12 protein-coding genes and 1 pseudogene are annotated in these 12693 nt (G+C 67.8%); 7 read left to right on the top strand and 6 right to left on the bottom strand.

The features are described from left to right. Positions 1 to 13: 13 nt before the first annotated feature. From JHAT_RS22355 to JHAT_RS22345, 3 genes are all read right to left on the bottom strand, one after another. Positions 14 to 973: an endonuclease/exonuclease/phosphatase family protein gene (locus JHAT_RS22355; protein ID WP_077800035.1), complete on the bottom strand. Its 960-nt coding sequence runs from the start codon at positions 971 to 973 to the stop codon at positions 14 to 16. A gap of 105 nt (positions 974 to 1078) precedes the next feature. Continuing rightward, positions 1079 to 1375: a protealysin inhibitor emfourin gene (locus JHAT_RS22350; RefSeq protein ID WP_253195571.1), complete on the bottom strand. Its 297-nt coding sequence runs from the start codon at positions 1373 to 1375 to the stop codon at positions 1079 to 1081. A 68-nt stretch (positions 1376 to 1443) separates the two neighbouring features. Next, entirely contained in the window at positions 1444 to 2640 is a 1197-nt protein-coding gene (locus JHAT_RS22345) for a M4 family metallopeptidase (protein WP_077800033.1), read from the bottom strand. A 938-nt stretch (positions 2641 to 3578) separates the two neighbouring features. Here JHAT_RS22345 and JHAT_RS34710 point away from each other — a divergent pair. Together JHAT_RS34710 and JHAT_RS22340 are read left to right on the top strand one after the other, a co-directional pair. Further along, on the top strand, positions 3579 to 3737 hold the full coding sequence (locus JHAT_RS34710; protein ID WP_171991005.1) for a hypothetical protein: 159 nt from the start codon (positions 3579 to 3581) through the stop codon (positions 3735 to 3737). After that, entirely contained in the window at positions 3734 to 4306 is a 573-nt protein-coding gene (locus JHAT_RS22340) for a GH25 family lysozyme (protein ID WP_077800032.1), read from the top strand. Before JHAT_RS34710 ends, JHAT_RS22340 begins: the two co-directional genes overlap by 4 nt. Positions 4307 to 4383: 77 nt before the next feature. On the opposite strand, the pseudogene JHAT_RS35405 reads toward JHAT_RS22340, so the two are convergent. Beyond that, positions 4384 to 4614: pseudogene (locus JHAT_RS35405) on the bottom strand (hypothetical protein); the annotation flags it as partial. Between the two features lie 252 nt (positions 4615 to 4866). Here JHAT_RS35405 and JHAT_RS22330 point away from each other — a divergent pair. The 4 genes from JHAT_RS22330 (at position 4867) to JHAT_RS22315 (ending at position 9958) form a co-directional block, all read left to right on the top strand. Beyond that, on the top strand, positions 4867 to 5697 hold the full coding sequence (locus tag JHAT_RS22330) for an alpha/beta fold hydrolase (RefSeq protein ID WP_077800031.1): 831 nt from the start codon (positions 4867 to 4869) through the stop codon (positions 5695 to 5697). 665 nt (positions 5698 to 6362) lie between these two features. Beyond that, entirely contained in the window at positions 6363 to 7109 is a 747-nt protein-coding gene (locus JHAT_RS22325; protein ID WP_107481989.1) for a hypothetical protein, read from the top strand. A 95-nt stretch (positions 7110 to 7204) separates the two neighbouring features. Then, a complete protein-coding gene (locus JHAT_RS22320; protein WP_077800029.1) occupies positions 7205 to 8821 on the top strand; it encodes a LodA/GoxA family CTQ-dependent oxidase in 1617 nt (538 codons plus the stop codon). 60 nt (positions 8822 to 8881) lie between these two features. Further along, positions 8882 to 9958: an NAD(P)/FAD-dependent oxidoreductase gene (locus tag JHAT_RS22315; RefSeq protein ID WP_077800028.1), complete on the top strand. Its 1077-nt coding sequence runs from the start codon at positions 8882 to 8884 to the stop codon at positions 9956 to 9958. A gap of 453 nt (positions 9959 to 10411) precedes the next feature. On the opposite strand, the gene JHAT_RS22310 is transcribed toward JHAT_RS22315, so the two are convergent. Further along, positions 10412 to 10759 carry a DUF1036 domain-containing protein gene (locus JHAT_RS22310; RefSeq protein WP_077800027.1) on the bottom strand — a complete coding sequence of 116 codons (348 nt, stop codon included), beginning with the start codon at positions 10757 to 10759 and terminating at the stop codon, positions 10412 to 10414. A 572-nt stretch (positions 10760 to 11331) separates the two neighbouring features. After that, positions 11332 to 12189: a caspase family protein gene (locus JHAT_RS22305; protein ID WP_077800026.1), complete on the bottom strand. Its 858-nt coding sequence runs from the start codon at positions 12187 to 12189 to the stop codon at positions 11332 to 11334. A gap of 233 nt (positions 12190 to 12422) precedes the next feature. Here JHAT_RS22305 and JHAT_RS34705 point away from each other — a divergent pair, with 233 nt between their 5' ends. Continuing rightward, the gene (locus JHAT_RS34705) at positions 12423 to 12566 is read left to right on the top strand and encodes a hypothetical protein (RefSeq protein ID WP_171991004.1); all 144 of its coding nucleotides are present in this window, start codon (positions 12423 to 12425) and stop codon (positions 12564 to 12566) included. Positions 12567 to 12693: the final 127 nt, after the last annotated feature.

Below are 12693 nucleotides of genomic sequence, written 5' to 3'. Positions count from 1 at the left end.
GCGGGGCGAAACGTCAGGGGAGGCGCAGTACGGCGAGGATCGGAGCATGGTCGGAGGCGGGCGCGTCCCGCCGTTCCGAGGGGTCTTCGCCGACCGAGGGCAGTGGCTGTTCGGGGTGCTCGTTGCCGGTGAAGACGCGTTCGACCCGGTCCAGCAGGGCGCGGCTGACGAGGATGTGGTCGATCAGCTCGGGCCGTCCGTCCTGGACGCGGGAGTAACGCTGGTCCTCGGGAATGAGGGGGCAGAGGTTCCACAGCCGCGCCTCGTCCCCCCGATCGGGGTGCTCGAAGCCGGGGGTTCCGATCTGGGAGCCGGGTGGGCCGAGGAGGATCTGCGTGGTGGCTGCGGTCGGCTCGTCGTTGAAGTCCCCCATGACGGCGACCATGCGCGTACCGCCGTCCCCGTCGAGCAGGCGGTCTGCCACGGAGCGAACGGTCACGGCCTCGGCGCCGCGCCGGAACAGGGCGTAGGCGGCGTAGCGGGCCCGTTCGCCCTCGTCCCGGGGGGCGAACCGGTGCCCCGGGAACGTCAGCAGCTTGGACTTCAGATGGCAGACGACCGCGTGCAGTTCGCTGCCCGGGGCCGGCGAGACGCTCACGGCGAGCGCTCCACGGCCTGTCCGGTGGCTGGGCTCTCCGCCGTCGCCGCTTTGGAGCGGGGCGACCTGCGAAGGAAACTCGTTGATGTCCGCGACGGGTGTCAAGGGTGACCGGCTGAGGAAACCCACCCGGATTCCGCGCCCGTCCGCATGCTTCGACAGAGCGACGTGCCATTCGCCGTCGAGGGCATCGGTCAGGTCGCCGAGCGCCAGCGGGTCGCCGACCTCCTGCACTCCGAGCAGGTCGGGGCCGAGCCGGCCGACGGTATCGGCCAGGGACTTCAGCTTCGCCTCGTATGCGGCGCGATCTCGGGGCCCGAACTGTCCGCCGGACCGGTACAGGTTCTCCAGGTTCCATGTGCCGATGACTGCCATGTTCCTGTCCTCGTGCTTTCACCCCGGTGCTGTTCCACCGATGCGGTTGTCGGGTGAGATGCGCCGAACCATGACGCAGGCCGCCTGTCTTCACGGCGTCGGCCCTCACTGCCGCGCGGTGTGTTCCTTGAGCCGTCGCAGCAACGCCGCGAACTCCGGGGACATGGTCGTGTCCGACTGGACCAGGACGGACGCGTGATCGCCCTCCTCGACCGTGATCGAGTAGGTCATGGCGTCCCTCGCGAGGCCGGTGGGCTCCTCGGTGCCTTTCGCCACCGACCGGGCAGCTGCGGACACCAGTCGGTGCAGCTCGGCAGCGGCTTCTTCGGACAGGGTGTCCGTGTCCAGGACCTGAGGCGGAAGGCCGGCGAGGACTGTGGCGGCCAGCCCGCCGTCTGTCACCAAGGTGATTCTCATGGCGTCTCACAGCCGACCTGTGCCCTCCGCCGGAACGACGGAGGGCGCGGTGGTCAACGGCCGCTGGCCACACGTCCCTTCAGCATGGCCACGTCGTTGCTCAGTTCCTGCACCTGGCCCATCAGCGTCTGGACCTGCCTGGCCACTGCCGCCACGGAATCCTGCCGGCCCGCGTCACTGCTCTTGTCGACCATGCGGCCCTGTTCCCTCTCGGCCCCGGCTGCGGCCCCGGTGATGGTGATGCCCACCTGCTGCCACGCGCCCAGTACGGCCTGTTGCTGGGCGCTGCCGGTTCCGTAGAGATCCTCCGCCTTCCGGCAGGTGGTGTCGGCGAATTCCTGGAACCGCGTCTCGCTGTTGGACGCTTTGAGGGATTCGTACCAGATCATTCCCGGGGCCTCCCACGCGTGTCCGCCGATGGCGGTCGCCGTCAGGTAGAAGGCCTTGTTCGGGATTCCGGAATTGTAGTGCACTCCGCCGTGGTCCCCTGACATGTGGATGTAATTCGACATGTGGTCAGGCTGAGGGTCCCGTTCCCAGGCGTGCCCCGGGGCCTTCATCGACCGAAGAGCGTCCTTCTGGACCTTGGGTGTAAAGACCTCACGGCCGATCAACCAGTCCGCCTGCTCGACCGTCTGGTTCAGCGTCCATTGCTCGACCAGCGTCCCGAACACGTCGGAAACGGACTCGTTCAGAGCCCCGGACTGGTCGTGGTAGGCGAGTCCCGCAGTGTGCTCGGTAACTCCGTGTGCCAATTCGTGGGCGATCACGGAAATCGAGCCCGTGAGGTCGGAGAAAACGATTCCGTCACCGTCTCCGAAGCACATTTCACGCCCGTCCCAGAAGGCGTTGTTGTATTTCTCGCCGTAGTGGATGTAGCCGTCCAGGCGCATTCCTTGACCATCGATGGAGTTCCGGGCGAAGATTTGCTGGAAGAAATCCCGAGTCTTGCCGAGGGCGTCGAACGCCCGGTTGGCGGCGCTGTCCGAGGACGGCTGGCCGTCCTCGGACTGGGCCAGTACCGCGAGGGCGAGATTCGTGCCGCTTCGGCAGTCGAAGACCGTCCTGCGCCCGTTTCCGGGCGTGGTGGCGCCGGGGAAGGCCGCCAGAACCGTCCGCTCGCCCCTCAGGCGGGCAGTGGTGAGCAGGGTGTTCAGGGCCGCCTGCCGCACCTCGCTGTCATCGCTTTCCAGAAGTTCCTCGAGTATGTAAGGGGGGATCGCGCAGTTCACTCGAAGTTCGCTTGCCATGGGGAGGCTCCGTGGTCCGGAGACGAGGGTTTGTTGCTGATTCGCCCATCGTCGTCCACCGGGACCGCCCATGGCGAGATGATGGTTGGCCGTGCAAGAGCGTCCAGGTGGACTGGGCTGTGAGACTGGTCGATCAAAGCAGTCGGACCGCTGGCCACGTCTCATGCGTCACCTTGTAAGTTCTCTCCGTACCAGGATTGCAGGTTTCGGGGTACGGTGCCACATTTTATCGACCGATCGCAGAAGGGATGTCAAATTTTCGGTTTCACATAACTCCTTGCATTCAATCCGCTTCTTCGGGTGGTTGCGGGTGTCGTTTCAAGGGTCGGGCGTCGCCACCGGCCCTCGGGTGTCTTTATGTGTGACCAAGGGCGGTCGACTGTCGAGGGTTTGTTTTCGGAGGAGGGCCTCGTTGATGCCGTATGCGCATCCTGGACGAGACTCGTGATCAAATTTCTGTGAAATTCGCGGTGCTGTTCCGCTCACCATGAACCGGCGCGGCCGGCCGCTGACCAGCCACGAAGTCATCCTCGAATCGATCGCCGCGACCACCACCCGCACCGGACCGCGCGGGCAGGGAGGCTGGACGCCGTCACCTGTCCCACCGGCGTCGGTGCCGGCGGCCGGGTGACCGAACGGCACCTGAACGATTCCGAGGTCTCCGTCAGGCGGTGAACCGCGCGAACGGACTCGAGGGTGTCGATGGGAAGGAGGGGTGCGTACGCCTGTCGTGTTGCGGGGGGCCTGTCATCGGCGGGACAGTGGAGATGTCAGGTGCAGGGGAGACGTGGCGCCATGCCAAGCGTTCTTATGGGGTGGGGCAGTTGTGATCCCGCTCGAGAGTGGCTGCTGACGAGGGCGTCCGGACCGACGCGCTGCAGGTGAGGATCGGTTGGTCTCCAAGGGACGACAACAGCCCAGTTCGAGGAGGTGTCCTCATGACGGTCACCGACAACACCGTGAAGGAAAAGCCGCGTTACGGCGAATCACCGACCGGCACGTGTGAGGCGGCGAATCTCGGCGGCGAGGGTGTTCGCACCGACTCCGCCTCCGGTGCCGGGTCCGTGTCCGTGCACTGCGCCGAGGAGGATGGATGACCGTCATGGGCATCGACGTCTCGAGCCACCAGCGCGAGACGTATGCGACTTCCGGCATGGACTTCGTCTTCGTCAAGGCCACCGAGGGGAGGACCTACGTCAATCCGAAGCAGGTGCCTCAAGCGAGACACGGTCGGGAGGCCGGACTGATTCTGGGCTTCTACCACTTCCTCCACCCGGGGGACATCCAGGCGCAGGCCGAACACTTCGTGGCCAAGTGCGCCTCGCAGGCAGGCGACATCCTGGCCTGCGACTGGGAGTCCACCAGCACGGGCAGCGCCCTCTGCGAAGAGAAGGACGCCTTCATGAAGGCGGTCAAGCGGCTCCGCCCCGACCACCGGGTGATCCTGTACTGCTCGACTTCGTACTGGAAGACTCGGGACACGACCTCGTACTGCGGGGACGGCCTGTGGATCGCCGAGTACGGCGTCGGCGCGGGGAAGCCCCACATTCAGGCGGACTGGCTCTTCCACCAGTACACGTCGAAACCCATCGACACCTCGGTGGGCCGGTTCGAGGACAAGGCCGCACTGAAGGCGTGGGCCACCAAGCAACTCGCTCCCGCGTAGACGACGGCCCCGGAGCCCGGCTTCGACCTGTGCGACGCGGCAGGACGGCATGAGGCACCATCCGGGGAGTCGCGCCACCCCATGACCGCGCGGGCCGCGTCCAGAAACGCCGGCCGGTTGTCCTCCAGGGGGCCCCGCACACTCTCGCCGTCGGGCAAGCCTTCCCCCACCGCCCCGTTGAGGTCGAGGAAGTACGCACGTGCCGCGTCGTGCACGGGAAGGGGGAACCGGATGCGAATGAGCCGCTCCGCGACCCACAGCCCGTTCATGACGTCCCAGGTCGTGAGGAACCAGGCGTCGGTGTCCTCCTACTCGCCGGGGCGCAGTGGTCCGTACTGATGCGCGGGCGCTCTCGATGCCACCCGTGGCGGACGCCGGGGTGGCAGCTCGTGGACAGGAACCGCGACGGACACCGGCGTAGGCTCGTCGTGTGCGGCCGGCCGAGGTACGCGGCCGCGTCGCTCTGTCCGGGACCGTGGGTCCACTCGCTCGCGCCCAGCGCTTGAGCGACTCCCGGCACCCGGCCGCTTCGCCGAGTCAAGCGGAAGGATCACCCAACGATGGGCACAGTCACGACCTCCGACGGCACGAACATCTTCTACAAGGACTGGGGACCGCGGGACGGCAGGCCGATCGTCTTCCACCACGGGTGGCCGCTGACCGCCGACGACTGGGACAACCAGATGCTGTTCTTCCTGTCCCACGGCTATCGCGTCATCGCCCACGACCGGCGCGGGCACGGCCGGTCCGGCCAGCCCTCCACGGGCCACGACATGGACACCTACGCCGCCGACGTCGCGGCGGTGACCGACGCCCTCGGCCTCGAGGGCGCCGTGCACATCGGGCACTCGACCGGTGGCGGCGAGGCCGCCCGCTACGTGGCCCGCGCCAAGCCCGGACGGGTCGCGAAGGCCGTGCTCGTCGGGGCGGTCCCACCGGTGATGATCAAGTCCGACACCAACCCCGGTGGTACGCCCAGGGAGGTCTTCGACGAGTTCCGCGCGGCTCTCGCCGCCAACCGGTCGCAGTTCTACATCGACGTACCGTCCGGCCCCTTCTACGGGTTCAACCGGGACGGTGCGAAGGTGTCCCAGGGCCTGATCGACAACTGGTGGCGACAGGGGATGACGGGTGCGGCCAACGCCCACTACGAGTGCATCGCCGCGTTCTCCGAGACCGACTTCACCGACGACCTGAAGCAGATCGACGTACCGGTCCTCGTCGCACACGGGACGGACGACCAGGTCGTGCCCTACTCGGACTCGGCGCCGCTGTCCGCCGAGCTGCTGCGCGACAGCACCCTGAAGTCGTACGAGGGTCTGCCCCACGGGATGCTCGCGACGCACCCGGAGGTCCTCAACCCCGACCTCCTGGCATTCGTGAAGTCCTAGCGGCCGCGCCACGCCGGTGCTTCCACCTGTCCGGGCCCCTCATCGCATCCGACAGCGGACATCGTATTGCGGAAATCCGCTGTCGCTGTGCGGAAGAATTGGCCGAGGGGGTGGGACGTGCAACGGTCGGTGCGGGCCCGATGGTGGTGGTCTCCGGCGCTCTTGCCGGGTTTGCCAGGAGGCCGTTCTTCCATGCACCCGCACCGGCCAAACCACCCTGACCAGGCCCTCGTTCGCATGTCACCGACCACACGGACGGAACGAGGGCATCGGTCGGCCTGGGCTTTCCCCCGGTTGCAGCGGCTACGTCGCTGGCTCACCATGTTCTTGAGAGGCCTGCATCGAGAGCGGTGCGTGAGTGATCACATCGGCTCAGGTGAACGGCAGGCGGGGGTATGTGAAAGGATATTTTGCTCATCAATCCTTTCAGGCCCGGTCCTGTCGACGATTCCCCGGTCGGGCCCAACTCCCGGATGACACCGAGAAGTAGTTGTCCATGGGCAGGTTCCCGGGTTCACGCCCGCTGTCGTATCGGCCCTTCTGGACGACTGCCAGAGCGGCGTGTGAATCACTCCAGTATGCGTCTGCTGATCCGGAATGAAAGTCTTCAGGGTTGCATCAAGTCCGGGGCGTGCCGGGGGAAACGCGATCACTGGAAACCATGGATGAGTTTCGCAACGGAGGCGATCTTGGTGTCGAGCGTCGAGCCGAAAGCCACCCACGGAATGGTGGTGGTGGGGGAGGAGACGGTCTATCTGTCCCACATGCCCATGTTCATGGAACCCCACGCTGTCCAGTATCTTCTCGAAGTTGTTCTGCGGAGCGAGACAGGCGATGCGCGGCAGCGCTATGTCGATGACCGCCGAAGGACGGGGACTGCCGTCTACACGCTGGCCCCTGAACCGTTTCGCATCTCTGACCTCGTCGCCCCGGAGGGGCAACGCCCCGAACTCACCTCGTTCACCGGGACACTGTTCCGAGGCCATTTCGAACGGGGCGGCACTGAAATTATCGACCCGGTGACCGTCGAAGTGCAACGCGTCGTCCATTTCCGGCGCTTTGATCACCACGCCTCCCGGCCCGAAGCCCTCAACTACCTGGCCTTCGGGAAGGGGGACGAGCTTTTCTTCGCGCATCGGATCACCAAGCCCCCGGACTTCGATCAGCACATTGCGGTCCGGCACGTCCCGGGGGGAGCCGACGCCGTGCTCACCGATGACATCCTGCGGAAGGGCCCACGGTTGGAGATCTCCGGAAGGGCCGACCGCCCGGACGACAGACTCCACGAGAGCGACCAGGTGACCGCGAAATTCCTGGACGGCGGACCGGACGACGTCGATCTGCGGCTCCTGGTGGGGCGGGAGTTCTATGAAGAAGAAGGAGATCTGGCCACCGACATGCACTCCCACTGATTCCCGTACGGTCAGTGGGATCCACGGCTGGTCACCGTCCTCGGCGGACGGCCCGTACCGCCTGCTGACCTCCGGTCCTCCCACCGGGAGCGGACGTGAACCTCGACGACATCTTCCACTGCGAAATCCATCCCACGGTCGGCATCACCAGGCTGGGGGACAGCCCCGACGGTTTCTTCATCGGTCCGGAAGCCCCCGGTCTGCCGCCACGGCCCGAGGGCGGCTTCAGGGACACCGCCGGGCGGATGAAACGCCAGGCCGCCCGGTTCCGCCTGTACGCCTATGACCGGACAGGCACCGTCCTGGGCGAGCTCACCTCGACCGACGCGGACATCACCTGGACCGTCGAGCTGGCCAACGCCAAGGGCGAGTGGTTCAAGTTCGCAGGGCGCTTCCAGGAGTCCGCGGCGAACGCCAACCGCCGTAACCAGCACATCGACCCGAATGACCCCTCCGCCCGCGCACGACTGGTCGTCCGGCCCGGCCCCCGCAGCGTGACCGGTCCGTCCCAGGACGGCACCGGTGCCCGGTTCGACACCGGAACCTTCCTGGACACCCCGGTTCCGCTGGGTGAACTGCGCACCGACGAGGCCGGCCGACTGCTCGTCCTCGGCGGCTTCGGGAAGTCCGCCTCGGTCAAGGCAGCCCACCCGATCAGCCACTTCGCCAACAACGACTTCTGGTACGACGACATTTCCGACGGTCCGGTCGGCGCAACCGTGCGCCTGGGCCCGCAGGGTCGCCCGGTACCGGTGACCCCCGCCTGGGTCGTGGCGGCCCCTCCCGATTACGCACCCCACACGACAAGTCTGGTCACGCTGTACGACGTCGCCGTGGAGGCCGCCCGCGCGGTGGGCAGACTGCCCGTACCACCGGAGGTCTCCTTCACCCGGGACATCTACCCGTTGCTCGCCCGACCGGTCGGATACGCATGGGTCAACACGGTCGCGCGCACAGGGCACGGCGCCGGGCGGAACTTCCTCGCCCCTGCCCGCCTCGCCAAGCTGGCCTCGAACGCCGACGCCGACGCCGCGCACCGTCAGGCCGTCTTCGGCCGCTTGCGTACGCCGAAGCCCGGACTTCTGGACGTCGGCCAGGCCAACGACGGGTTCATGCCCATCCTCGCCGGCGACGCCGGCGACCGGGATCCCGAGCAGCCGTACACCTGGCTGACACTCCTGCCGGGCCAGTACGAACGGATGCGGCGCTGGGCCGTCGGCGACTTCCTGCCCGACTGGCCGGGCACGCCCGCGCCCGCGGTCCCGCTGGAGGACCTCGCACCCGGGGACCAGCCGCACGCCCTGGTACGGGCTGCGCTGGAGGCCTGCAGCGGCGGAGGGTTCTTCCCGGGCATCGAGATGACGTACATCGCTGACAACCCGGCCACCTGGGCCGCACCCTTCCGGTTGCGCGAAGACCTGCTCGCCGGTGATGTCACCAAGTACATGGCCGTGCCCTGGCAAGCCGACTTCCACGCGTGTCACACCCACTGGTGGCCGGCGTCCCGCCCCGACGAAGTCCTTCCCGAGCCGGAGCACGACGTGCTGGTCCAGGGCGCGACCGGGGCGTTCAAGGAGTGGGACCGCGGAGTCGGCGACACCGACGAGATGGTCGAGAAGTGGAGCACTCTCGGATTCGTCGTCGCCCGGACCGGCCCGGACGGCCGCACGATCATGGTCGAGACAGAACGGACCGCTCCGGACCCGGAGTAGGCCGGGCGGAGACCGGAGCAGCGCGGTCGAGCAGCAGCGAGACGAACGGGCGGTACGAGGATGCGGCGCTGCGACGTTCTGGTAGCCGGTGGCGGTCCCGCCGGGTGCGCGGCCGCGCTGAGCCTCGCCCGGGCCGGGGCGCGGGTCGTCATCGTCGCACCGGCGATCGAACCCGCCTGGAAGGTCGGGGAGAACCTTGCTCCCGCTGCCCGCCCGCTGCTGGAACGACTGGGCGTACTCGACCGCATCGCCGCCGACGGGCACGCTCCCAGCCATGGCAACCTGGCCGCTTGGGGCGAGGATGCGCTCAGTGTCGCGGGGTATGCGTTCGGACCGTACGGTGATGGCTGGCACCTGGAACGAGCCCGGTTCGACGCCACCCTCCTGCAGACGGCCCGGGCCGGTGGTGCCCGCCTGCGTGCCGGGCGCGTCCGCAGTGCCCAACGGGAGCGGGACCATTGGCAGGTCGTCATGGGGGACGGCAGCGTGCTGCTGGCCGACCATCTCGTCGACGCCACCGGTCGGACGGCGAGGCTGGCCCGCCGGGTCGGAGCGACGCTGATCCGCTCCGACCGTCTGGTCGCGGTCGTCGGGCTGTTGGGGCCGCCGACGACGGGGGCAGCGGAGCCGGAACGGACCTCGCTGGTGGAGTCCACCCCCTGGGGCTGGTGGTACACCGCCCCCCTGCTCGGTGGTGAGCGGATCGTGATGGCCGTGACCGATACCGACCTCGTCGTCGACCTTCGTCTGCTCGAACCGGACGAGTGGTGGGCTCGAGTACGGCTCGCCGGTCACGTCCGGGACCGCACCGCCCGTTGGGAGGGGCCACCCCGGAAGCTACGAGTGCTGGCCGCCGGTTCCTCCTGCACAAGGCCGGCGGCCGGACCGGGCTGGGCAGCCGTCGGCGACGCCGCCACCGCGACCGACCCGCTGGCCGCTCGAGGGATCGTCACCGCGCTGGCCACCGGCCTGGCCGCGGCACGGGCCGTTCTGGCTGACCGGGGCGGCGAGACCGGCGCTCTGGACGCCTACGCCCGGCGCATCGCAGCCGTACACGCCGAGTATCTCGCCGCACAGGCCGCCCAGTACCGACGCGAACAACGCTGGGACACTCCGTTCTGGCGCCGACGGCGCTGAAGCCCTCTGGGGCGAACCATGTCTCCGGCCGCCGGGGATCCTCCGGCGCCTGAAGCGCTTTCGGACGCGCCGGGCCCGTGGTGCGCCGCCCCGGGCTCCCACGCGGATGTCGGTGGCCGAGACCGTGCGCGGGAGCCGTGTCGCTCGCGCGGACACCGCCCGCCGACGAAACCGGACGTCACCGTGCCCGGTCGAGCGGGCAGGACCGGGCGCGGCCTTCGGGCCCCGCGGGCCTACGTCGTCGTGTGCGCGGCGGGCGTCGCAGGCGAAGTCGGCAAGCTGATGACTGCAGCTCAGGAACGAACGGGGGCATGGGTGTCATCGTCGTCCCGCAGTGCCTCCGCTTCCTTCGCCCGCACGGCACCCCGGACGGGAAGCCCGACCGGACTGTCCGCCGGCCCCGCCGGAGCGGGGCCGGCAGGCCCGGATCGGCCGGTCGCCCGGGCCTGCCGGCTACGGGTTGAAGTTGAACGTGAAGTTCGGGGTGGTCACGGTGAACTCCAGCATGAGGATCGTCCGCGAGTTCGCGTCCGAAACGTTCGAGCACCACTCGAAGACAGTGTGCGGGACCGTCTCCTGGAATTTGTCCCGCCATTCGGTGCCGTCGCCCGCGTAGGCGTAGCAGTACCAGATCGGGTTGACGGCCTTCGCGTCACCGCCGTAGACGACGGTGGTGTCCCCGGGGCCGATCCTCCACCAGCCCTCCTTCCGCCAGTTGCTGCCGGGCGAGCAGTTGGGCTGGTACCGCTCGACCATCGTCCAGATTTCGCGCGAGTAGTTGTTCTTGAACCTCAGCGCCACGGCGCGCCCTCCTACTCACCGCTCGGCTGCCTGCGGGCAGCCGAGCTTCCATCGGACCGGGTCGGAGCGTTTTGGGGGTTCGCATCGTCCGTCCCGCCGGGGCGAGCGCCGGCCCGGCCCGCTGCGATGGCACGCTCCAGTGCCTCTTCGTCCGCATCGGTCTTCGGATCGACCGCCTCGGTAGCCTCCTGCGACATGGGATCTCCTGTCTCCGTCGGTCAGGTGCGGAGGAGGAGTCCCCGGAAGAAGATGAGGCGTACCGCAGCGGGCGGGTAGGTGCCCCATATGGGGCCTCGAAGCAGGCCCCGATCAGGTGAAGAAGCCTGCTGCCGCCCAGCTCGACGACGTCGGGGCAGTTGTCGTAGCCGGTCGACCCGCGGTCGGCGTGCGCGATGCAGCCGGACCGGAGCCGGCCGCGGCCGACGGCCATCGCCGGCGCGCCGACGACCAGGCTCGCCCGGTCGGACAGAAGGAAGCCGCCCGCATCCTGGCTGCTGCACGCGTCCCGGTCGAGCACGGCTTCGCCCACGTGAGAAACACGAGCACCGTGAAACGGAGCCACGCCGACTCCGTCAGACCGTGAGGGGCCGCTGCCGGATGAACAGGTCGTTGGCCCGGCCGGTCACGAAGAAGTTCGGGCTTTGGTTGGCCGGCATCTGCTTGAGGATCTCGCGGTGGAACGCCTTGTACCCGCCCGTGAACTCGCCGCCGTTCCAGACCTGGAGCAACGTTGCGGTGAACAGGCCGTTGCGCAGACCGTCGGCTGCGAGCTGGTTGTCCTGACAGGCCGAAATGAGCAGGGCTGTTGCGCCGAGGTCACGGTTGTCCTTGGCATTCAGCTTGCGCTGGATCGCGTCATAGCGCTCCTTGTCCCGTTCGTACACCTCGTGCTGCTTGTCCAGAGGCATGATCCGGGACGTCGTCTCGATGTCGTCGGGGCTGGCCGTCTGGAACTGACCCTCGAGAGCTTCCGAGGTGAGGACTTCACGCACTGCCTTGATGCCGGAGCCACTGTGGCAACAGTCAAGGAGGCAGAAGATCCGGACGCCCTCGGCGAATCCCTCGAACTCCTGGTAGAGCTCGTCGTCGATGTACTCCCGGTCGTAGAGACACATGGTCTCGTCGAGCCGGTCCGGCTCGTCCTCGGGGCCGTTGAGGTCGGGGATCTGTCCGCCGTGGCCCGAGTAGGTGAAGAAGAACAGGTCGCCAGTCGTGAGTGTCTGTGCGGCCTCGCGCAGTGCCTGAGTGACGTTGTCGACCGTGGCGTCCGCGGTAAGCAGCGTCGTACGATCCTGGATCCCGGCCTTGCCGGCGAGGTGGTCCATGTCGCGCGCGTCGTTCTCGCAGGCAATGAGCTTGCCGTCCCAACCGTTGTATTCATTGGGGTCGACGCGGTTGAGCCCGATGTGGAGTGAGATGCCGCGAGCCATGAGGGCTTCCTTCCTTGCCATGGAGGGGGACATGAGGCAGCGCAGGTCCCGGCAACGCCGTCTGGTGTGAAGGGCCGCTCATGCCTGATCTCCCGATCTTGAGACTAAGCAACTGAGTGGGGACGGGCGGAACGATTGGGTCATTCGGGTTAATTTGACCCATGCGGATCGCGCCGTGCGGTAGCGAGAGAGGTATGGTGCCTTCGCCTGATCCGGCATCAGGTAACGAAACCATGAGCCATGCATCCTCGGCGAACCGCAAGGGCCACGACGAGCGGTTCCCCGACCCGGTCGTGCCGCCGCCCGTGCCCAGCGACCCGGTCATCGGGACGGTGGTGCTGCCGTGCCCCCGCCGCCTCGCCCGGCACCGGCCCTGAAGCAGAACACGAGATGGTCCGAGGCTGATGATGTGCCCCTACCAGGCTACGCCGGTACTACGTCGATCGCTTCCGGACGCGAGGGCATCTGGCGGTCAAGGTGACGGGTCGAGTCGGCAGGGCAGAC

The organism is Streptomyces sp. JHA26 (assembly GCF_002005565.1).
Classification (GTDB): Bacteria; Actinomycetota; Actinomycetes; order Streptomycetales; family Streptomycetaceae; genus Streptomyces.
Note: the sequence above shows the minus strand (reverse complement) of the source record. Positions and strands in the feature narration are given on the sequence as shown.

Coding starts and splice junctions, on each gene's coding strand:
- JHAT_RS22355 (WP_077800035.1), bottom strand. CDS start 973: ATGGCAGTCATCGGCACATGGAACCTGGAGAACCTGTACCGGTCCGGC.
- JHAT_RS22345 (WP_077800033.1), bottom strand. CDS start 2,640: ATGGCAAGCGAACTTCGAGTGAACTGCGCGATCCCCCCTTACATACTC.
- JHAT_RS34710 (WP_171991005.1), top strand. CDS start 3,579: ATGACGGTCACCGACAACACCGTGAAGGAAAAGCCGCGTTACGGCGAA.
- JHAT_RS22340 (WP_077800032.1), top strand. CDS start 3,734: ATGACCGTCATGGGCATCGACGTCTCGAGCCACCAGCGCGAGACGTAT.
- JHAT_RS22330 (WP_077800031.1), top strand. CDS start 4,867: ATGGGCACAGTCACGACCTCCGACGGCACGAACATCTTCTACAAGGAC.
- JHAT_RS22325 (WP_107481989.1), top strand. CDS start 6,363: ATGAGTTTCGCAACGGAGGCGATCTTGGTGTCGAGCGTCGAGCCGAAA.
- JHAT_RS22315 (WP_077800028.1), top strand. CDS start 8,882: ATGCGGCGCTGCGACGTTCTGGTAGCCGGTGGCGGTCCCGCCGGGTGC.
- JHAT_RS22305 (WP_077800026.1), bottom strand. CDS start 12,189: ATGGCTCGCGGCATCTCACTCCACATCGGGCTCAACCGCGTCGACCCC.
- JHAT_RS34705 (WP_171991004.1), top strand. CDS start 12,423: ATGAGCCATGCATCCTCGGCGAACCGCAAGGGCCACGACGAGCGGTTC.